A 21381-nucleotide genomic window follows, 5' to 3' on the forward strand; every position below is an offset into this window, starting at 1 on the left:
GCCATAAACTGCCAGGCATCAAACAAGTGAAGAAGCCCATCCTGACGGATGGGCTTTTTTGCGTCTGTACGGAGTGAAAATCGCCGGACTGAACGTATTTTGCAGGCCTGATAAGCGCAGCGCATCAGGCAATACCACAGTTACTGCCTTACCCATTGCGTAATAAAATCAGTAAGTTGCTGTAGATCGTTGATATCTAACAATGGAACATCCACCGCCAGCGGAACATCACTGGCAACCGCGATAACATATTCGTCTATCGCCAATTCTTCCGGACTGTGCCCGCAACCGTCGCGAAAAAGCACGATCTTAGCAACAGGTTCATGCTTAAAACCCTCAACCAACACCATATCCAACGTTGATGCATCCATCCTGCTTACCAGGTACGCTAAATCCAGTTCGGGCTCTTCCGGCGTCTCTACCATTAACGCCCAACGTTGTTGGCTGGCGACCAGCGTTTGTGCTGCACCTGCTTTGCGTAGCTCATAGCTATCTTTGCCGGGCGTGTCGACATCCATATTGTGATGGGTATGCTTAATCAATCCGGGACGAATACCTCTGGCACGTAGCTCCGGGATTAATTTTTTGAGCAGCGTGGTTTTCCCCGTTCCGCTCCATGCTGCTATAGCGAGTAATGGGATCATGATTTGTCCTGCCATTTTGCGAGTTCTTCAGGGGTATTCACGTTCACGAACGCATCTTTGCGATCGCTGAAATCCACAGCATGACCGCCAGCCTGGCGCATAAAGACCATGACGCGCCTTTCACCGGACTGAAGATAATCCTGTAACAAGGGCTGCATGGAGCGGTGCATCAGCGCAATGGTCGGGTGATCTCTTTCCCCATCGTGCACCCAGACAACGGGTGCGGTTTTGCGCTGTTCCTTCAAACGTGTAACCAGATCATGAGGAATATAGGGCATATCGCACGGGCAGAACAAAAACCACTCCCCCGTTTGCTGCAGGAATACCGATAGCATCCCGGCCAGTGGGCCAGGGAAATCGGCCAATGAATCGGGGATAACTTTCAGGCCGCTTTGCTGGTAAATATCCCGGTGGCGATTGGCGTTAACCACCACGGTTTCGACCTGCAAAGCGAGGGTATCGGCCACATGCCGCCAAAGAGGTTTACCGTCCAGTTCAAGCAGACCTTTATCGGTTCCACCCATCCGTCTGGCCTTACCGCCAGCCAGCACAACCCCTGTTATTGCACTATCCAGAATCACTGATATCGCCTCTTTTAATGTGGGATTGACCCTGCTAACGTATCTGTATTGAGCCTAAGGAGCACAACCATGAAATGTAAACGTCTGAATGAAGTTATTGAACTCCTCCAGCCTGCCTGGCAAAAGGAACCTGATCTTAACCTGATGCAATTTTTACAGAAACTGGCGCAAGAGTCAGGTTTTGACGGCGAACTGGCGGATTTAACTGATGACATTCTGATCTATCACCTGAAAATGCGTGACTCGGCGAAAGATGCGGCCATTCCAGGTATTCAGAAAGATTATGAAGAAGATTTTAAAACCGCACTACTCCGCGCACGTGGCGTAATTAAAGAGTAAAAGCTTGTAATCGCCGCCACCGAAAGCGCTGCGAAATGATATCCTGAATCATTCGTAGTATTTTCCGGATGATGGGATGAACGACAACGCTTTTAATTTCCAGACGCTACACCCGGATACCATCATGGATGCACTGTTTGAGCAGGGGATCCGGGTGGACTCCGGGCTTACCCCGCTTAACAGCTATGAAAACCGTGTCTATCAATTCCAGGACGAAGACCGTCGACGCTTTGTCGTTAAGTTTTATCGCCCTGAACGTTGGTCTGTCGATCAGATCCAGGAAGAGCACCAGTTTGCTCTGGAACTGGTAAGCGATGAAGTCCCGGTAGCTGCTCCGCTGGTATTCAGCGGCCAAACGCTGTTAAGCCATCAGGGTTTTCATTATGCGATCTTCCCTAGCGTCGGCGGAAGGCAGTTTGAGGCCGACAATATCGATCAAATGGAGGCGGTGGGGCGCTATCTGGGGCGTATGCATCAGACCGGAGGTAAGCATAATTTTGCCTTCCGCCCGACGATAGGTCTTGAAGAGTACCTGACTGAGCCGCGTAAACTTTTTGAGCACGCGCAGCTGATCCCATCAGGGCAAAAGGCGGCCTTCCTGAAGGCGACAGATGCACTTATCGCGGTCGTTACCGAACGCTGGCATACACGTTTTGCCACGTTACGCCTGCACGGTGATTGTCATGCCGGTAATATCCTATGGCGCGATGGCCCGATGTTTGTCGATTTAGATGATGCCCGCAATGGTCCAGCCGTTCAGGATTTATGGATGCTCCTCAATGGCGATAAAGCTGAACAACGTATGCAGCTTGAAACCATTATCGAGGCATATGAAGAGTTTAGTGAATTCGACATCTCTGAAATCGGACTGATAGAACCTTTACGCGCTATGCGTTTAGTTTATTATCTTGCCTGGCTAATTCGACGTTGGGCTGACCCTGCATTTCCAAAAAACTTCCCGTGGTTAACCGGGGAAGATTACTGGCATCGTCAGACCGCGACCTTTATTGAGCAGGCAAAAATTCTGCAAGAGCCCCCCTTACAATTAACGCCAATGTATTAATCGGAGAAACTTGAACATGAAAAAAATATGGCTGGCGCTGGCTGGTATGGTCTTAGCTTTTAGCGCATCTGCAGCGCAGTTCCAGGATGGTAAACAATACATCACTCTGGAAAAGCCAGTTGCGGGTGAACCGCAAGTGTTGGAGTTCTTCTCCTTCTACTGCCCGCACTGCTATCAGTTTGAAGAAGTGCTTCACGTCTCTGATAACGTGAAGAAAAAACTGCCGGAAGGCACCAAGATGACCAAATACCACGTCGAGTTTCTGGGGCCTTTGGGCAAAGATCTGACGCAGGCATGGGCGGTTGCTATGGCGCTGGGCGTTGAAGATCAGGTCACTGTTCCGCTGTTTGAGGGAGTTCAGAAAACTCAGACCGTTCAGTCCGTTGCTGATATCCGTAAAGTGTTTGTCGACGCAGGTATTAAAGGCGAAGACTATGATGCGGCATGGAACAGCTTCGTAGTGAAATCACTCGTGGCGCAGCAGGAAAAAGCAGCGGCTGATTTACAGCTGCAGGGCGTTCCGGCGATGTTCGTGAATGGCAAATATCAGGTAAATCCGCAGGGCATGGATACCAGCAGCATGGATATCTTTGTACAACAGTATGCGGATACCGTGAAATACCTGGTTGGTCAGAAATAAAAGCAAAAGCCGGTCACTGACCGGCTTTTTTATTTGAGGCTTTAATCGCGTCGAGCTGCGCGTCTTTCTCACTCCATAGCGTATTTAGCCAGAGCTGAAACCGACGCTTGAATCCCTTATCGTTCACGTAATCACCGTGCAACTCTTCATCAATTGGCTCCAGATTCACCCGCACGACAATCCGCGTTAGCTTACCGCTCAACATATCGTAGAACGGTCGGCTACTGTTTTCCGGATAGCACAACGTGACGTTCAACATTTTATCGAACTGTGAACCCAGTACGTTCAATGCCATCGCAATACCGGCTGCCTTGGGTGGGAGTAGGTTTTGATAAGGAGAGCGGGTTTGCTCGCGTTTCTCTTTGGTAAAGCGTGAACCTTCGACAAAATTCACAATGGTTGTCGGGTGTACGCGAAACTTCTCGCAGGAACGACGTGTTGTTTCGACATCTTTTCCGCGCCGTTCCGGATGGCGGAGCAGATAGCCACGCGAATAGCGTTTCATGAACGGCATGTCCAGCGCCCAGCAGGCCAGGCCAATAAAGGGCACCCAGGCCAGCTGTTGCTTGAGGAAATATTTATTCATCGGGATGCGTTTACGGAACAGAACGCAAAGCACAACAATATCGGCCCAGCTGTAATGGTTACAAATGAGCAGATACCAGTTTTTCTTGCTAAGACCTTCCAGTCCCTCGACATCCCATTTCAGTCGCGGATTGAGGTGTAGCAGTAGCGCCAGACCTTCACACCAGCAGTACATCATGAAATTACAGAACACGGAAACCTTGCGCCAGACGACAGGAACGGGCAAAAGGAGTTTCACAACTCCGGCAAGGATGATCGGCACAGAACAAAAAATCGTGACCAATATGGTCAATACGATACTCAGCAACAGCGTTATCGCAGCGAGTATTCTCGTCATAATTAAATTATTCAAAAGGTTAGCCATAGATAGTGCGCTAAAGAGGCGCAAGGGGCTGATTTTATCAGAAAACGAATCAAATGATGGCTCTTCCCTGAATAGAAAAAAAGAGAATATCTATCCACATCAGGATATAAGCTGGAAAAATGGAATAAAATGCTGCGCGCTAAATTAAGATTATGAAAAATATACATAAATACAATGAAGCACTAATTGCCTTGCTATATTTAAAGAACTGAAAATTATTTATTCACAAAGTTATCCACAGCCGTGTTTGCGAGCAAAGCAGAAGAACTGCAAAAGTTTTTCGACAAATGCGGCGAAAAACTCATGTTTTTATCCTGTCTGTGGCATCCTTTACCCATAATCTGATAAACAGGCACGGACATTATGGTTCAGATCCCAGAAAACCCCCTTATCCTTGTAGATGGCTCCTCTTACCTTTATCGCGCATACCATGCGTTCCCGCCGCTGACTAACAGTGCAGGGGAGCCTACTGGCGCGATGTATGGCGTGCTCAACATGCTGCGTAGCTTGATTCTGCAATATCAGCCGACCCATGCAGCGGTGGTATTCGACGCTAAGGGTAAAACCTTCCGTGATGAGTTATTCGAACACTACAAGTCGCACCGCCCACCTATGCCGGACGATCTGCGAGCGCAGATTGAACCCCTGCATGCGATGGTAAAAGCGATGGGGTTGCCACTGTTGGCCGTATCAGGCGTGGAGGCGGACGATGTTATCGGTACGCTGGCGCGGGAAGCAGAGAAGGTGGGTCGTCCGGTGCTGATTAGCACTGGCGATAAAGATATGGCTCAGTTAGTGACGCCGAATATCACCCTGATCAACACCATGACCAATACGATCCTCGGCCCGGATGAAGTGGTGAATAAGTACGGCGTCCCGCCGGAACTGATCATCGATTTCCTGGCGCTGATGGGGGACTCCTCAGATAACATTCCTGGCGTTCCAGGCGTAGGTGAAAAAACCGCGCAGGCTCTGCTGCAGGGGCTGGGTGGGCTGGATACCCTCTATGCTGAGTCAGACAAAATAGCGGGGCTGACTTTCCGTGGTGCGAAAACCATGGCGGGCAAACTTGAGCAGAATAAAGAGGTGGCGTACCTCTCCTATCAATTGGCTACTATCAAAACGGATGTTGAGCTGGAGTTGACCTGCGAGCAGCTGGAAGTCCGTCAACCGGCAGCAGAAGAACTGCTTGGCCTGTTTAAACAGTATGAATTCAAACGTTGGGTTACCGACGTTGAAGCGGGTAAATGGCTACAGGCGAAAGGAACGAAGCCGGCGGCAAAACTACAGGAAACACTCGTTGTCGATGAAACGCCTGAAGAGCCGGCTACGGTTCTTTCGTATGATAACTATGTGACGATTCTGGACGAAGCGACGCTGGAAGAGTGGATCGCGAAGCTAAAAAAAGCGCCTGTTTTTGCTTTCGATACTGAAACTGACAGTCTGGACAACATCTCCGCGAATCTGGTTGGCCTGTCTTTTGCCATTGAACCGGGTGTGGCTGCATATGTTCCTGTTGCCCACGATTATCTGGACGCCCCCGATCAAATCGCTCGTGACCGCGCGCTGGCGCTGCTGAAGCCGCTGCTGGAAGATGAGAACGCACACAAAGTCGGGCAAAACCTGAAGTACGATCGCGGTATTCTGGCGAACTATGGCATCGAGCTGCGCGGCATCACCTTTGATACCATGCTCGAATCCTACATTCTGAACAGCGTCGCTGGCCGACACGATATGGACAGCTTGTCTGACCGCTGGCTGAAACATAAAACCATCACCTTTGAAGAGATCGCCGGAAAGGGCAAAAACCAGCTGACCTTTAACCAGATAGCGCTGGAAGAAGCCGGTCGTTACGCTGCGGAAGATGCCGACGTTACGCTACAGCTGCATCTGAAGATGTGGCCGGAATTGCAGCAGCATAAAGGGCCGCTGAACGTCTTTGAAAATATCGATATGCCGCTGGTGCCGGTTTTGTCTCGCGTTGAGCGCAACGGTGTGAAAATCGATCCGGCAGTTCTGCACAAGCATTCAGAAGAGCTGACGCTGCGTTTGAACGAGCTGGAGCAAAAAGCGCACGAGATCGCCGGAGAAGCGTTTAACCTCTCTTCCACCAAGCAACTGCAAACTATCCTGTTTGAAAAGCAGGGTATTAAGCCGCTGAAGAAAACCCCTGGTGGTGCGCCATCAACGTCGGAAGAGGTACTGGAAGAGCTCGCGCTGGATTACCCGTTGCCGAAAGTCATCCTGGAATATCGTGGCTTAGCAAAACTGAAGTCAACCTATACGGACAAGCTTCCGTTGATGATTAACAAGAAAACCGGGCGCGTGCACACCTCCTATCATCAGGCGGTTACCGCTACCGGGCGCTTGTCTTCAACGGACCCAAATCTGCAGAACATCCCGGTACGAAATGACGAAGGTCGTCGTATTCGTCAGGCATTCATTGCGCCAGAAGACTATGTGATTGTCTCTGCGGACTACTCGCAGATTGAATTGCGCATCATGGCGCATCTCTCACGTGATAAAGGCCTGCTTACCGCGTTTGCCGAAGGGAAAGATATTCACCGTGCAACGGCGGCGGAAGTTTTTGGCTTACCGCTGGATTCCGTGACCAGTGAACAACGCCGCAGCGCGAAAGCCATTAACTTCGGTCTGATCTACGGGATGAGTGCCTTTGGTCTGGCGCGCCAGTTGAATATTCCGCGTAAAGAAGCGCAGAAGTACATGGACCTCTACTTTGAACGCTACCCTGGCGTGCTGGAATATATGGAACGAACTCGTGCGCAGGCGAAAGAGCAAGGTTATGTAGAGACGCTGGAAGGGCGTCGTCTCTATTTACCGGATATTAAATCCAGTAATGGCGCTCGTCGCGCAGGTGCCGAGCGTGCGGCAATTAACGCCCCGATGCAGGGTACAGCCGCAGACATTATCAAACGCGCCATGATAGCGGTGGATGGATGGCTGCAAACCGAGCACCCGCGCGTGCGCATGATTATGCAGGTACACGATGAACTGGTGTTTGAAGTGCATAAAGATGACCTGGAAAGCGTCTCTAAAAAGATCCACCAACTGATGGAAAATGAGACCCAGATTGACGTGCCGTTGCTGGTGGAAGTCGGTAGTGGTGAAAACTGGGATCAGGCGCACTAAGGGTTTACTGAATAACGCCCCTTTTTCGTAACTAAGCAACATAAGATAGAACTTTTTGTGATGTTCATTAGAATTCCCTATGTAAGGAATGAAAAAAAATTACAAAAAGTGCTTTCTGAGCTGCTCAAAAAAGAGTAAAGTTATTCACGTAGGGTACAGAGGTAAGATGTTCTATCTTTCAGACCTTTTACTTCACGTAATCGGATTTGGCTGAATATTTTAGCCGCCCCAGTCAGTAATGACTGGGGCGTTTTTTATTGTGCGAAAGAAGGTTTCGCACATACTGTAGGCCGGATAAGACGCGCAGCGGCGCCATCCGGCAATACGGTGGGTTATTCTCCGTCCTGTATCTCTTCAACCGGCGCCAGTTCACTAAACCAGCTATCCAGCTTCTGCCGTAGTTTGTCCACACCCAGCTTTTTCAGTGATGAAAATGCTTCTACCTGCACATCACCATTAAATGCCAGTACGGCTTCACGCACCATATTCAACTGGGCTTTGCGCGCACCGCTGGCCAGCTTATCTGCTTTAGTCAGCAGTACCAGAACCTGAACATTGCTCTCAACTGCCCACAGGATCATCTGTTGATCGAGATCTTTTAGCGGGTGACGAATATCCATAAGCACCACCAGACCTTGCAGGCTCTGTCGTTTTTCCAGATATTCAGCCAGCGCGCGCTGCCATTTGCGCTTCATCTCTTCCGGAACTTCGGCATAACCGTATCCTGGCAAATCGACCAGGCGTTTGCCGTCAACGACTTCAAACAGGTTGATAAGCTGAGTACGACCCGGCGTTTTAGATGTACGCGCCAGACCTTTTTGATTCGTCAGGGTATTTAGCGCACTGGATTTGCCTGCGTTGGAACGGCCAGCAAAAGCCACTTCTATTCCGGTATCGGAAGGTAGGTGGCGAATATCAGGCGCACTCATCACAAAGTGCGTCTGTTGATAATTCAAGTTAGTCAAAGCAGTCCTCTCCATCAATCAGGGCTTTGCAGCGATTATACCTGAACCCCAGCAAAAGGCTGGTTTTTCGACGAGTGGGCTGTGTAAGTAAAAACCTCGCACTTTGTGAGACATTGCCGATAGTTTCTATACGAGATGACAGAGTAAAAAATGACGGAACTAAAACAAATCATAGAGTTACATTAGGGTGCTATTCTTAAAATCCGAAATTGTTACCCAGGTTACTTGTACGTTTAAACCAAACCGGTAAAGTAGTGTCCATAGCGAGGAAGCTGACAGGATAGTCGACTCAGGATGAGGGTCAGGAGCGCCAGGAGGCGAAGACACAGGATTGTCAGGAAGACAAACGTCCGGAGACGTTAGTAAAAGGAAATGGAAACAACACGGAATGTTTCAGGCTAAAGGAAAAACAGGGTGTGTTGATAGCCAACAGGGAATGTAGAGCCCGTAAGGGTTGAGAGTCAGGAAAAAAGGCGACAGATTACTCTGTCGCCTTTTTTCTTTATTTCTGCTAGATTCCGGCGCAATTATATACTGAATAAATACAGCCAAAGACGAATCATGATGAAACCAACTTCTACACCACGCGGTAAAGGTCCTGCAAAAGCGCGTCGTAAAACACGCGAAGAAATTAACCAGGAAGCTCGCGACCGTAAGCGCCAGAAAAAACACCGTGGTCATGCGGCGGGTAGCCGTGCGTCCGGTAGCGAAGGCGCATCTGGTGGCGGAAACAAAAATAAGCAAAAAGATCCTCGTATTGGCAGCAAAAACCCCATTCCATTAGGCGTGACCGAAAAAGTCACCAAACAGCACAAACCGAAGAGTGAGAAACCTATGCTTTCACCACAGGCTGAGTTGGATTTACTGGAAACGGATGAGCGCCTGGATGCGCTGCTGGAGCGTCTTGAAGCAGGAGAAATCCTGAGCGCAGAAGATCAGACCTGGGTTGATGCCAAGCTGGACCGCATCGATGAACTGATGCAAAAGCTGGGTCTTTCTTACGATGACGAGGAAGAAGAGGAAGAGGAAGAAAAACAGGAAGACATGATGCGCCTGCTGAAAGGCGGCAACTAACGGTTTTACACCGTGGGTCTTCCCGTCCTGCTTATAACCCTTCCGGTTATATGTTATCTGGTGTGGTTATTCGTTAAACTACAGCGGTTGTCGCGGCGACAGAAGTGGCTGCGCAACCGACTTATCACCCGTAGTGGGGTTAAGTCGGTACGCCGTACCCGCCAGAGACGCCATCGGAAGGAGTGAGCATGTCAGAGCAGTTAATAGACTGGGACCTGGCCCTGATCCAGAAATATAACTATTCCGGGCCACGATATACCTCGTACCCGACCGCGCTGGAGTTTTCTGAAGACTACGGCACTGAAGCATTTCTAAAGGCTGTGGCGCGTTATCCTGAGCGTCCGCTCTCGCTGTACGTTCATATCCCGTTCTGCCATAAACTGTGCTACTTCTGCGGTTGCAACAAGATTGTGACGCGTCAGCAGCATAAAGCCGATCAATACCTCGATGCCCTGGAACAAGAAATCATTCATCGCGCTCCGCTGTTCGCCGGACGCCATGTCAGCCAGTTGCACTGGGGCGGCGGCACGCCAACGTATCTGAATAAAGCGCAAATCAGCCGTTTAATGTCGTTGCTGCGTGGCAACTTCAACTTCAACGACGATGCCGAAATCTCGATCGAAGTGGATCCGCGTGAAATTGAGCTGGATGTGCTCGATCATTTACGTGCTGAAGGTTTTAACCGCCTGAGCATGGGGGTACAGGACTTCAACAAAGAAGTTCAGCGCCTGGTGAACCGTGAGCAGGATGAGGAGTTTATCTTTTCGCTGCTGAATCATGCGCGGGAGATTGGTTTTACCTCAACAAATATCGATCTGATTTATGGCCTGCCAAAACAGACGCCGGAAAGTTTTGCCTTTACCCTGAAACGCGTGGCTGAGTTGAATCCAGACCGTCTTAGCGTCTTTAACTACGCGCACCTGCCAACGCTGTTTGCCGCTCAGCGTAAGATTAAAGATGCCGACCTGCCCAGCGCGCAGCAGAAACTGGATATCTTGCAGGAGACCATCTCGTCACTGACCGAAACCGGTTATCAGTTTATTGGTATGGATCATTTTGCCCGCCCGGATGACGAACTGGCCATTGCACAACGCGAGGGTGTTCTGCATCGCAATTTCCAGGGCTATACCACCCAGGGGGATACCGATCTACTGGGGATGGGCGTATCGGCCATCAGTATGATTGGCGACAACTACGCGCAGAACCAGAAAGAGCTGAAGCACTATTACCAGCAGGTAGACGAGCAGGGGGACGCGCTGTGGCGCGGAATCGCCCTGACCCGCGACGACTGCATTCGTCGGGATGTTATTAAGCTCCTGATCTGCAACTTCCGCCTCGACTATGCCGCCGTGGAACAGCAATGGGACCTGAACTTTGCTGACTATTTTGCCGAAGATCTGAAACTGCTGGCGCCGTTGGCGAAAGATGGGCTGGTGGATGTGAATGAGAAGGGAATTCAGGTTACGCCTAAGGGCCGCCTGCTGATCCGTAATATTTGCATGTGCTTCGATGCGTATCTGCGTCAGAAAGCGCGGATGCAGCAATTCTCGCGCGTCATTTAACCGGGTTGCCCGGTGGCGCTTCGCTTACCGGGCCTACCAAAATCTCACTACGTAGGCCGGTTAAGCGAAACGCCACCCGACAAACCCGCTAGCTGAACAGCCCAACCAGCGCCGCACACAGCACTGCGGCAACCGCAGTTTGTGGCGTATGGCTTTCGACTGCACCGCTCGACAGCAGATTAATCATTGATTCCAGCATGATAACTTCCCCCGTTTGCCGGGCACGATCATACTTAACTCATCGGAACAGTAAAGCGCAAAATAGCAGCAATTTGCGCTTAATAATCAATCTTTACACAGTGACGATTTGTCACTCCATACCGAGTTCTTTTAACTTCCGCGTCAAGGTATTACGCCCCCAACCGAGCAGTCGTGCAGCTTCCTGTTTATGCCCTTGGGTATGGCGTAGCGCGGTGGTTAACAGCGTACGCTCCAACTCTGGTTGCGCCTCAGAAAGCAGGTTTTGATGACCGGAACGTAATGCCCTATCCGCCCACTGTGCCAACAGGGTTGCCCAACTGTCTGGTTGCATATGTGACGGTGCGTCAGGCACGGTGGTTTCAAACAGCTCGGTTGGTAAGTCCTGAATCAGTACTTCCTGTCCGGCGGCCATGACGGTTAACCAGCGACAGGTGTTTTCAAGCTGACGCACGTTTCCAGGCCAGGCCAGACGGGTGAGTGCCGCCTCGGTTTCCGGGTGTAATTGCTTGGCTTCTACTCCCAGTTCGCGGGCGGCCTCCTGCAGGAAATGACGCGCCAGGCGGGGGATATCTTCCCGACGTTCGCGCAGTGGCGGCAGATGTACCCGAATGACGTTCAGGCGATGGAATAAGTCCTCACGAAATTTGCCTTCCTGTACGCGCAGTTCAAGGTTTTGGTGCGTGGCGGCGATAATGCGCACATCCACTTTCACCGGTGCGTAACCACCCACGCGGTAAAACTGTCCATCGGCTAATACCCGCAATAAACGCGTTTGTACGTCCAGCGGCATATCGCCTATTTCATCGAGGAACAGCGTACCGCCGTCTGCCTGTTCAAAGCGCCCCTGACGAATCGTATTCGCCCCGGTAAACGCGCCTTTCTCGTGACCAAACAGTTCAGACTCGATCAAATCTTTCGGAATAGCCGCCATGTTCAGCGCGATAAACGGCGCTTTGACGCGCGGGCTATGACGGTGCAACGCATGGGCGACCAGCTCTTTACCGGTCCCTGACTCTCCGTTTATCAATACGCTGATTGAAGACCGGGACAGGCGACCAATAATGCGAAAGACGTCCTGCATTGCCGGCGCTTCGCCGATGATGTCGGTTGTGGGGCCGTTGATCTGAACATTACGCGGCTGCTGCTGTTCCTGATAATGGCTGATGGCGCGTTCGACCAGCGCCACGGCTTCATCTATATCAAAAGGTTTGGGCAGATAATCAAACGCCCCTTGCTGATAGGCGCTGACGGCGGCATCCAGATCGGAGTGCGCGGTCATTATGATGACCGGAAGCATCGGATGCCGTTGCTTAATCTGTTTTAACAGCGTCAGACCGTCCATGCCCGGCATGCGAATATCCGACAACAGCACATCCGGCGTTTTGCTGGCCAGCGCGTCCAGCACCTCTTTACCGCTTTCAAATGTTGTGCAGCTTAGTCCTGCCCCTGCGAGCGCACGTTCAAGCACCCAACGGATGGAACTATCGTCATCAACTACCCAGACTATTCCTCGTTGCATAAACGTCACCTTTATTTCCTGATAGGCAGGTAAACCGAGAACTCGGTATGACCCGGCCAACTGGTAAATTCAATTTTGCCGGAATGTTGATCAATCAAATTACGGGCGATGGATAAGCCAAGGCCAGTACCGCCCTCGCGACCGCTGACCATTGGGTAGAACAGCGTGTCCTGTAAATGCGAGGGGATACCCGGACCGTTATCCTCAACATCAATCCGTGCCGCCAGGCGATAACGCATGCCGTGCAGCGTGAGCTGAAACGCGGTGCGGGTACGCAGAACGATCTCACCGCCTTCTGGTCCCAGCGCCTGCAAAGCGTTACGCACGATGTTTAACAGAACCTGCTCTATCTGGTCCGGATCGTGCAGTAATTCCGGCAGACTCGGATCGTAATCCCGGATCAGCGTGACGTTTTCCGGCAGCTCCATCGAGACCAGCGCTACCACGCGCTCCGCCACTTTGTGAATACTCTCTGTGACGTGCATACCCGGCTGTTGTGGCCCCAGCAGACGGTCGACCAGATTACGCAGGCGGTCGGCCTGCTCAATAATGACTTTGGTATATTCGGTCAGCGCCGGGTCCGGAAGCGCTTTACTGAGAAGTTGCGCCGCGCCGCGCAATCCACCCAGCGGGTTTTTAATTTCGTGTGCCAGGCCGCGCACCAGATCGCGGGCGGCAATCTGCTGGGCGTGCTGGAGCTGTTCCTGGCTCAGACGGCGCTGGTTATCCATTGGCGCCATCTCCAGCAAGATAAGGCCATCAGGCAGCCTCTGAGCGGTCACAGAGAGGATATGTGAGTGGCTGTCTATCACCAGCGTCACTTCGTTATCCGTAAAGCCCTGGCCTGCTTCCAGGCTCTCTCGCATCAGCCCGATGTTCAAGGAGAAATAACTCAACAGATCGGGAAGCGGAGTACCAAACAGTTTGCGGGAGCTTTGGGCGAGCAGCTGTTGCGCTGCCGGGTTGGCGTAATGTACCGCCAGCTCATCGTCGACGAGTAAGATGCTGTTGATTAAAGAATTGAGGATCTGCCCAGCATCGGGCAGCGTGCCGGTTGCCATTCAGCAGTCTCCTGAAAAGTGTTGCACCAATTTAGTGCATTATAGCTTTTTACATCAAAAAAGCGCGAAAAAGCAGGTTGTTAGTGGAGAAAAAAGCCCATCCAGAGATGGGCTAAAAGTTCCACGGCAACTAAAACCTTCGTCTTTCTCCCTACAGCTGTGTTGGCTGCTTTCGCTCACCCCAGTCACTTACTTATGTAAGCTCCCGGGGATTCACTCAATTGCCGCCTTGCTGTAGCAAGAAATCCATTGGTTATTACATCCTCTGCACGTTTTTATGTGAGAGTGTAAAAGTTAAATTAAACGCTGTAGTACAGCTCAAACTCTACCGGGTGCGGAGTCATGCGCACGCGGTCATCTTCTTCGCGACGCAGCGTAATGTACGCATCGATCGCTTCATTGGTGAACACGCCGCCTGCTGTCAGGAACTCACGGTCCAGATCCAGTTCTTTCAGTGCTTCTTCCAGAGAACCAGCAACCTGTGGGATCTCTTTTGCTTCTTCCGGCGGCAGGTCGTACAGGTTTTTGTCCATCGCTTCGCCCGGGTGGATCTTGTTCTTAATACCGTCAAGACCAGCCATCAGCAGCGCTGCGAAGCACAGGTACGGGTTAGCAGCCGGGTCCGGGAAACGCACTTCGATACGACGCGCTTTCGGAGAAGCAACTACTGGAATACGGATAGAAGCAGAACGGTTACGGGCAGAGTAAGCCAGCATTACCGGCGCTTCGTAGCCTGGGACCAGACGCTTGTAGGAGTTAGTGGTCGGGTTCGCCAGGGCGTTGATCGCTTTAGCGTGTTTGATTACGCCGCCGATGTAGAACAGCGCCTGCTCAGACAGACCCGCATACTTGTCACCGGAGAACAGGTTTACGCCGTTCTTGGACAGAGACATGTGGCAGTGCATGCCGGAACCGTTATCGCCGAACATTGGTTTTGGCATAAAGGTCGCGGTTTTACCGAAACGGTGAGCGACGTTGTGAACGACATATTTGTAGATCTGAATCTCATCCGCTTTTTTGGTCATGGTGTTGAAGCGGGTTGCGATTTCGTTCTGGCCAGCGGTAGCAACTTCGTGGTGATGCGCTTCAACGACCAGGCCCATCTCTTCCATGATCAGACACATGGTAGAACGGATGTCCTGAGAAGAATCTACCGGAGGAACCGGGAAGTAACCGCCTTTCACGCCAGGGCGGTGACCTTTGTTACCACCTTCGTATTTGGTGGAGGAGTTCCATGCGCCTTCGATGTCATCAATAGCCACGTGGGAACCGGAAATAGACGCGCCGAAACGGATGTCGTCAAACAGGAAGAATTCTGGCTCTGGCCCGAACAGAACGGTGTCTGCGATGCCGGTAGAGCGCAGATACTCTTCAGCGCGTTTAGCGATGGAGCGCGGGTCGCGGTCGTAGCCCTGCAGCGTACCTGGTTCCAGGATATCGCAACGGATGATCAAGGTAGACTCTTCATAGAACGGGTCGATGAGTGCAGTAGACGCATCTGGCATCAGAACCATGTCTGATTCGTTAATGCCTTTCCAGCCACCGATTGAGGAGCCGTCAAACATTTTGCCTTCTTCAAAGAATTCGGCATTTACCTGATGAGCAGGAATAGTGACGTGCTGTTCTTTACCTTTGGTATCAGTGAAGCGTAAATCAACAAACTTCACTTCGTGTTCGTTCAGCATCGTCAAAACGTGTTCAGCGGACATACTTACTCTCCCGGATTGGTCATGGTCGTCGTGGTAACGAAGTCTTCAATTCTGCAAAAAATTGGCCGTGTCGCCGTAAAAAATATAAAGCGAAATCTGTGCCAACTTTTAAATTGCCCCTAAAAGGCGTTATCATGCGCACTATCGTGCAAAGGGGCTGCACCATGAAGGTAGTATTGCACCATTATAGTGCTTTAATGTGAACATTAAGCACCATATTGGTGCAAAGCATGTCAGATTACCCCTTTTAACGCTCCGTGAATGTGATCACAAAGAAACTCTGCAATACTTGTTTGCGGAGGATGTTTGTGATCCTGTTTTGTACTGCGATTAATCCGTGTACAATAACGCGCTATTTCTAAAATGCCTGAGGCAAAGTTGTGATCGAAAATTTGCGTAACATCGCCATCATCGCGCACGTAGACCATGGTAAAACGACCCTGGTAGACAAGCTGCTCCAACAATCCGGTACGTTCGATGCACGTGCTGAAACCCAAGAGCGCGTGATGGACTCCAACGATTTGGAGAAAGAGCGTGGGATTACCATCCTCGCTAAAAACACCGCTATCAAATGGAATGACTACCGTATCAACATCGTTGATACCCCGGGGCACGCCGACTTCGGTGGTGAAGTTGAACGTGTAATGTCCATGGTCGACTCCGTGCTGCTGGTGGTGGATGCAATGGACGGTCCGATGCCGCAGACGCGCTTCGTGACCAAAAAAGCCTTTGCCCATGGCCTGAAGCCAATTGTTGTTATCAACAAAGTTGACCGTCCTGGCGCGCGTCCTGACTGGGTTGTTGATCAGGTATTCGACCTGTTCGTTAACCTCGACGCTACCGACGAGCAGCTGGACTTCCCGATCGTTTACGCTTCCGCGCTGAACGGTATCGCAGGTCTGGATCACGAAGACATGGCTGAAGACATGACTCCGCTGTATCAGACCATCGTTGATCGCGTACCGGCTCCGAGCGTAGACCTTGATGGCCCGCTGCAGATGCAAATCTCTCAGCTGGACTACAACAACTACGTTGGCGTAATCGGCATCGGTCGTATCAAACGCGGTAAAGTTAAACCGAACCAGCAGATCACTATCATTGATAGTGAAGGCAAAACCCGTAACGGTAAAGTCGGTAAAGTTCTGACTCATCTGGGTCTGGAACGTATTGAGAGTGATATTGCCGAAGCAGGCGATATCATCGCGATCACCGGTCTGGGCGAACTGAACATCTCCGACACCATCTGCGACCCGCAGAATGTCGAAGCGCTGCCGGCTCTGTCCGTTGATGAACCGACCGTAACCATGTTCTTCTGCGTAAACACCTCTCCGTTCTGTGGTAAAGAAGGTAAATATGTTACCTCTCGTCAGATCCTTGACCGCCTGAACAAAGAGCTGGTGCACAACGTTGCCCTGCGCGTTGAAGAAACCGAAGATGCGGATGCGTTCCGTGTATCTGGTCGTGGTGAGCTGCACCTGTCTGTTCTGATCGAAAACATGCGTCGTGAAGGTTTCGAAATGGCGGTTTCCCGTCCGAAAGTAATCTTCCGCGAAATCGATGGCCGTAAACAAGAGCCGTTCGAAAACGTAACGCTGGACGTCGAAGAGCAGCATCAGGGGTCTGTCATGCAGGCTCTGGGTGAGCGTAAAGGCGACCTGAAAAACATGAATCCAGATGGCAAAGGCCGCGTACGTCTTGACTACGTGATCCCAAGCCGTGGTCTGATCGGCTTCCGTTCAGAATTCATGACCATGACTTCCGGTACCGGTCTGCTGTACTCCACCTTCAGCCACTACGACGACGTTCGTGCGGGTGATGTGGGTCAGCGTCAGAACGGCGTTCTGATCTCCAATGGCCAGGGTAAAGCAGTTGCGTTCGCACTGTTCAGCCTGCAGGACCGCGGTAAGCTGTTCCTGGGTCACGGTGCAGAAGTTTACGAAGGCCAGATCATCGGTATTCACAGCCGCTCTAACGACCTGACTGTAAACTGCCTGACCGGTAAGAAACTGACCAACATGCGTGCGTCTGGTACTGACGAAGCAACGGTTCTGGTTCCACCGGTTAAGATGACTCTGGAGCAGGCTCTGGAATTCATCGATGACGACGAACTGGTAGAAGTTACCCCAACTTCTATCCGTATCCGTAAGCGTCACCTGACTGAAAACGATCGTCGCCGTGCAATGCGTGGCGCGAAAGAAGAGTAATTAACGCTCTTCCTCAGGTAAGCATAAAAAAGCCGCTGATTTCAGCGGCTTTTTTTATCATCAGGAGGATCAGAAGAAATACTTTGCCCCGACACGAATCTGGTTTTGTTCACGATGATAGGGCTCAACATTGCGATCTAACCAGCGTAATTCCAGATAGGGCAGCCAGTGTTCATTAATACGATACTTAAAGGTATTAGTAATTTCCCAGTGATGATCTTTTCCATTGCTGCTATTGAAGTCATTGACGCGCATAAAATAGTGCGGTTCAAAGGTGTAGGAGAATTTATCGGTAATGGTAAAGTTCCAGTAGTTACCGATTTCATAGGTGTCATTATTATCCAGATCACCATTTAAATCAGTTGAACTGTAGTTATTATGGTTATATCGATTCCGCACGGTAAGATTAAACCACGGAGTAAATTTATAGTTAACATCCAGATAAACAGCTCCGCCTGAACCAATACTCTTATCGTTTATTAATCCTCCTGGCTGGATTGTTAATTTATCTGTCGGTTTAAATAATGGATACCAGCCCTCTATTTCGTTATAGCCGTGTTTTAACTCATCCTTGCGTTGCATAGTATAGGTGTTGGTGAGCATGATACCCGCGCCCATATCGGAGTTATAACCGACACGCAGCATGACTTCCATTTGGTCGGACGCCAGATTATATGCTTCGCGGTTTTCTACATAGACTCCAGCAAAAGCAGAGGTTGACACCACAGAGGATAGGAGAATTATTGTCGTTAATTTTTTCATGATAAATCCATTTTTTAAGCGTAGGGAGGCCGCCATCCATTGGGATGGAATAGGCGGCTATTATTTTTATACTTTTACAGCAGAGGTATTCTTTTTATTGGTAATAGGGTCCGGTTGGATGTTGTTTTTCTTCCGTTGGCTGATTTCCTCAATAATAAAAGCAAAACGTGTTTCGTTAAGTTTATAAAAGAAGCCCATCGTGAGTGCTGCAATAATCGCAAGACCGCAGGGCCAGAGAAAAATAAGCTGACGCAAACCGAGCAGGGTGGCATCGCTCTGGGCTATGTTAGGGATATAACCGATTTGCGTCAGCATGATGCCCGGCAGGAAGCCTGCGAGCGCAGCAGATATTTTGCGAGAAAAGGTATAACCCGTATACACCGAGCCTTCCGCGCGGATCCCTGTTTTCCATTCGCCATAATCGACCGTATCCGGAACCAGCGCCCAGTTCAGGCTGTTAACAAAAGCGGTTCCGAAGAAGGCTAAACAAGAAAAAATCACAAAATAAAAGGAGTTATAACCCCAAAAATAATTTAAAATATCGCCAGCGGCCCATAAAACCATACCTGCTAAATATACGCGTTTCTTGCCAAAACATTTCACGGTCCAGGGGACTAACAAAACACCAATAATTACGCACCCCATACTAAAAAAACCCATCCAGGATAATAGGTTAATGTCATTTAGTACATATTGGGTATAATAAACCTGAATAGCTAACTTGATATTAAATGCTGCTAGTGTACACAAATTTGCAATGCATAGAACTAATAGTGGTGGGTTATGAAAAATTGCACAGAATGATTTGATGATGCTTGTTTTATGTCCCGGTGAGCGGGGCTCAATGTAATATTCTTTGGTTCCTTTATAACATAACATAATAAAAACAAAACCAAAGACAGAGAAAGTTAAGGCTGCACAACCATAACCAATGGTAGTTGTAGAGAATAAAGATTGCAGTGGGATAAAAGCAACCGTACAGATTAATAATCCGATTGTTGCCCCACCCTGTCGAAAAGCTGCCAGTTGTGCGCGTTCATTTGGATTTTTTGTTATTGCTGGAATCATGGCACCATATGAACAGTTCATTAGGCTGTAAAACAGACCGAATAGCATAAATAGACCAGTGGCAATAGCAGTCTTAATTGGCAGGCTAAATGTTGTAGCAATAAACTGAACTGTCGCAATAATCGCGGATGGTACTGCTGCATACAGAATAAAAGGCCTGAATTTCCCCCTGCTTCCAATGCTTTTTTGAGAATCGAGAAGAAATCCGGTTAGCATATCTGTAAATGCAGTAAAGAATTTTGCTATAAGGAAAATAATCCCACCATAATATGCAGGCATTCCTAGCTCATCTGTGTAAAACTTGAGCAAATACAATGTACCAATGCTTAGCATTAGATTGGAGCCAATATCACCCGCGCCGTAAGCGAGTTTTTCTTTCAGGCTTAGTTTTAGCGTTAGCGGATCATGGTCAGGCATAACCACTCCTTATAACGCCCCGAAGGGCGTCATTAATTATTATTGTTAAGCAGTACGTTTACGTGCTTCTATTTCTTCAACGATACGGAAGTACATTTTCTCGTTGAGGTTGTAAAAACAGCCCATTGTAATCATGGCGAGCACCGCGAGCACACAAGGATATATGAAGATCAACTGACGTAATCCTTCAACAGTGCTGGCCGACTGCACCACGTTTGGAATGTAGCCAATTTGAGTAAGCATCCATCCAGGGAAAAATCCAGCCAGCGCTTGGGACATTTTTCGAAAGAAGGTGAGCCCGGTATAAACCGTCCCTTCGGAACGCACGCCAGTACGCCATTCACCATATTCCACTGTGTCCGAGACCAGCGCCCAGTTAAGGCTGTTAACAAATGCTGAGCCGAAGAATGCCAGACAGGAGAAGGCCACGAAACTCACCGAAGTGTCACCGAAGCCGTAGTTAAGCAGATCGCCCACGGCCCAAATTATTAGCCCGCCGATATAGACCTTTTTCTTACCAAAGCGGCGTACAGCAGCAGGCATCAAAAAGACGCCGATGAATATACAACCCATGCTGAAGAAGCCCATATAGGACAAAATAATCGGATCGTTTAGCACGTACTGGGTGTAGTAGACCTGAATCGCCAGTTTGACATTAAAGGCCGCAAGGGTGCAGAGGTTGGCAACGCACAAAATAAACAGTGGGCGATTACCCGCGATTGCACGGAAGGATTGCAAAATTCCTGCTTTTTGTGCGGAATCAGCCTGTTTGACCTCAACATAACGCTCTTTGACACCCGCATAGCAAAGCCACATAAATAGCAGCCCGCATAACGAGAAAAGAGCAGCCGTAACGCCATATTGCAGTTGTTGATTACCTTCAATCAAATTCATTACTGGTACAAAAGCAACGGTCCCAATGAGAAGGCCTAAGGTGGATCCACCCTGGCGCCAGGCTGCCAACGAGGCACGTTCATTTGGATTTTTGGTTATGGCTGGCACCATCGCGCCATAAGAGCAGTTCATCAGGCTGTAGCATAATCCATAAAGCATAAACAGCAGCGTTGCGACAACCGTTTTACCCGTAATTTCTAACGGTGTTCCTATAAAGTTGGCTGTAGCCAGTAGTGCTACTGGGAATGAGCCATACAGAACGAACGGGCGAAATTTACCTTTCGGTCCTATTTTTCGCCGTGAGTCGAGCACAATACCGGTACCCATATCGGTAAATGCGGTAAAGAATTTAGCGATTAAGAAAATAATCCCACCATAGGTTCCCGGAAGACCGAGGACATCTGTGTAGAATTTCAACAAATAGAGTGTGCCAATATCCAGCAGAATATTGGAACCCAGATCGCCTATGCCATAAGCTATTTTTTCTTTAAGTGGCAGGCGTAGCGTTGCTGGATCAGCAGAGGTCTGACTCATTATTATTCTCCATGTGCCCGCGAGTTTACCCGCGGGCGAGCCGCA

20 protein-coding genes and 1 pseudogene are annotated in these 21381 nt (G+C 49.8%); 10 read left to right on the forward strand and 11 right to left on the reverse strand.

The window, feature by feature from the left end; genetic code table 11:
• Window positions 1-140: 140 nt before the first annotated feature.
• Both mobB and mobA read right to left on the reverse strand, forming a co-directional pair.
• Window positions 141-659, reverse strand: a complete 519-nt coding sequence (gene mobB / locus OGV80_RS02205; RefSeq protein WP_087052879.1) for a molybdopterin-guanine dinucleotide biosynthesis protein MobB — start codon at window positions 657-659, stop codon at window positions 141-143.
• A complete protein-coding gene (mobA, locus tag OGV80_RS02210; protein WP_080625908.1) occupies window positions 641-1225 on the reverse strand; it encodes a molybdenum cofactor guanylyltransferase MobA in 585 nt (194 codons plus the stop codon). Before mobA ends, mobB begins: the two co-directional genes overlap by 19 nt.
• Before the next feature lie 69 nt (window positions 1226-1294).
• Here mobA and OGV80_RS02215 point away from each other — a divergent pair, with 69 nt between their 5' ends.
• The 3 genes from OGV80_RS02215 (at window position 1295) to dsbA (ending at window position 3267) form a co-directional block, all read left to right on the forward strand.
• A complete protein-coding gene (locus OGV80_RS02215) occupies window positions 1295-1564 on the forward strand; it encodes a YihD family protein (RefSeq protein WP_043018867.1) in 270 nt (89 codons plus the stop codon).
• A 76-nt stretch (window positions 1565-1640) separates the two neighbouring features.
• Window positions 1641-2627 carry a serine/threonine protein kinase gene (locus OGV80_RS02220; protein ID WP_043018868.1) on the forward strand — a complete coding sequence of 329 codons (987 nt, stop codon included), beginning with the start codon at window positions 1641-1643 and terminating at the stop codon, window positions 2625-2627.
• Between the two features lie 16 nt (window positions 2628-2643).
• Complete coding sequence (dsbA, locus tag OGV80_RS02225) at window positions 2644-3267, forward strand: thiol:disulfide interchange protein DsbA (RefSeq protein WP_003028621.1); 624 nt, start codon at window positions 2644-2646, stop codon at window positions 3265-3267.
• A 13-nt stretch (window positions 3268-3280) separates the two neighbouring features.
• Here dsbA and yihG read toward each other — a convergent pair whose 3' ends face one another.
• A complete protein-coding gene (yihG, locus tag OGV80_RS02230) occupies window positions 3281-4144 on the reverse strand; it encodes a 1-acylglycerol-3-phosphate O-acyltransferase, YihG family (protein ID WP_226792429.1) in 864 nt (287 codons plus the stop codon).
• Here yihG and OGV80_RS24475 point away from each other — a divergent pair.
• The 3 genes from OGV80_RS24475 to spfP all read left to right on the forward strand — a co-directional run bounded on the left by OGV80_RS24475 (window position 4029) and on the right by spfP (window position 7580).
• Window positions 4029-4364: a hypothetical protein gene (locus OGV80_RS24475; protein WP_236019712.1), complete on the forward strand. Its 336-nt coding sequence runs from the start codon at window positions 4029-4031 to the stop codon at window positions 4362-4364. The genes yihG and OGV80_RS24475 overlap by 116 nt on opposite strands.
• Before the next feature lie 215 nt (window positions 4365-4579).
• Window positions 4580-7366 (forward strand): DNA polymerase I, encoded by a 2787-nt coding sequence (polA, locus tag OGV80_RS02240; protein WP_087052881.1) that lies wholly within the window; start codon window positions 4580-4582, stop codon window positions 7364-7366.
• Window positions 7367-7532: 166 nt separating this feature from the next.
• Window positions 7533-7580: a small protein SpfP gene (gene spfP, locus OGV80_RS24480; protein ID WP_071892919.1), complete on the forward strand. Its 48-nt coding sequence runs from the start codon at window positions 7533-7535 to the stop codon at window positions 7578-7580.
• Window positions 7581-7698: 118 nt separating this feature from the next.
• Here the strand turns inward: spfP and yihA are convergent, their stop codons facing one another.
• Window positions 7699-8331: a ribosome biogenesis GTP-binding protein YihA/YsxC gene (yihA, locus tag OGV80_RS02245; RefSeq protein ID WP_072033416.1), complete on the reverse strand. Its 633-nt coding sequence runs from the start codon at window positions 8329-8331 to the stop codon at window positions 7699-7701.
• Between the two features lie 209 nt (window positions 8332-8540).
• Here yihA and OGV80_RS02250 point away from each other — a divergent pair.
• From OGV80_RS02250 to hemN, 3 genes and pseudogenes are all read left to right on the forward strand, one after another.
• Window positions 8541-8789: pseudogene (locus OGV80_RS02250) on the forward strand (hypothetical protein).
• A 106-nt stretch (window positions 8790-8895) separates the two neighbouring features.
• A complete protein-coding gene (yihI, locus tag OGV80_RS02255) occupies window positions 8896-9405 on the forward strand; it encodes a Der GTPase-activating protein YihI (protein ID WP_240004100.1) in 510 nt (169 codons plus the stop codon).
• Between the two features lie 188 nt (window positions 9406-9593).
• A complete protein-coding gene (hemN, locus tag OGV80_RS02260) occupies window positions 9594-10967 on the forward strand; it encodes an oxygen-independent coproporphyrinogen III oxidase (protein ID WP_087052883.1) in 1374 nt (457 codons plus the stop codon).
• Window positions 10968-11055: 88 nt separating this feature from the next.
• On the opposite strand, the gene OGV80_RS02265 is transcribed toward hemN, so the two are convergent.
• From OGV80_RS02265 to glnA, 4 genes are all read right to left on the reverse strand, one after another.
• Complete coding sequence (locus OGV80_RS02265; RefSeq protein WP_003028631.1) at window positions 11056-11166, reverse strand: YshB family small membrane protein; 111 nt, start codon at window positions 11164-11166, stop codon at window positions 11056-11058.
• 111 nt (window positions 11167-11277) lie between these two features.
• Window positions 11278-12687: a nitrogen regulation protein NR(I) gene (gene glnG, locus OGV80_RS02270; protein ID WP_043018955.1), complete on the reverse strand. Its 1410-nt coding sequence runs from the start codon at window positions 12685-12687 to the stop codon at window positions 11278-11280.
• 11 nt (window positions 12688-12698) lie between these two features.
• The gene (gene glnL / locus OGV80_RS02275) at window positions 12699-13748 is read right to left on the reverse strand and encodes a nitrogen regulation protein NR(II) (protein ID WP_043018874.1); all 1050 of its coding nucleotides are present in this window, start codon (window positions 13746-13748) and stop codon (window positions 12699-12701) included.
• A gap of 299 nt (window positions 13749-14047) precedes the next feature.
• Window positions 14048-15457 (reverse strand): glutamate--ammonia ligase, encoded by a 1410-nt coding sequence (glnA, locus tag OGV80_RS02280; protein ID WP_003028638.1) that lies wholly within the window; start codon window positions 15455-15457, stop codon window positions 14048-14050.
• Between the two features lie 380 nt (window positions 15458-15837).
• On the opposite strand from glnA, the gene typA reads away from it, so the two are divergent.
• Window positions 15838-17661 carry a ribosome-dependent GTPase TypA gene (gene typA, locus OGV80_RS02285; RefSeq protein WP_008786988.1) on the forward strand — a complete coding sequence of 608 codons (1824 nt, stop codon included), beginning with the start codon at window positions 15838-15840 and terminating at the stop codon, window positions 17659-17661.
• A 69-nt stretch (window positions 17662-17730) separates the two neighbouring features.
• Here the strand turns inward: typA and ompL are convergent, their stop codons facing one another.
• The 3 genes from ompL to OGV80_RS02300 all read right to left on the reverse strand — a co-directional run bounded on the left by ompL (window position 17731) and on the right by OGV80_RS02300 (window position 21336).
• Entirely contained in the window at window positions 17731-18423 is a 693-nt protein-coding gene (ompL, locus tag OGV80_RS02290; protein ID WP_043018875.1) for a porin OmpL, read from the reverse strand.
• A 66-nt stretch (window positions 18424-18489) separates the two neighbouring features.
• Window positions 18490-19908, reverse strand: a complete 1419-nt coding sequence (locus OGV80_RS02295) for an MFS transporter (protein WP_047407515.1) — start codon at window positions 19906-19908, stop codon at window positions 18490-18492.
• A gap of 45 nt (window positions 19909-19953) precedes the next feature.
• Window positions 19954-21336, reverse strand: a complete 1383-nt coding sequence (locus OGV80_RS02300; RefSeq protein WP_047407512.1) for an MFS transporter — start codon at window positions 21334-21336, stop codon at window positions 19954-19956.
• Window positions 21337-21381: the final 45 nt, after the last annotated feature.

Source organism: Citrobacter sp. Ce119, assembly GCF_030334525.1.
Classification (GTDB): Bacteria; Pseudomonadota; Gammaproteobacteria; order Enterobacterales; family Enterobacteriaceae; genus Citrobacter; species Citrobacter europaeus.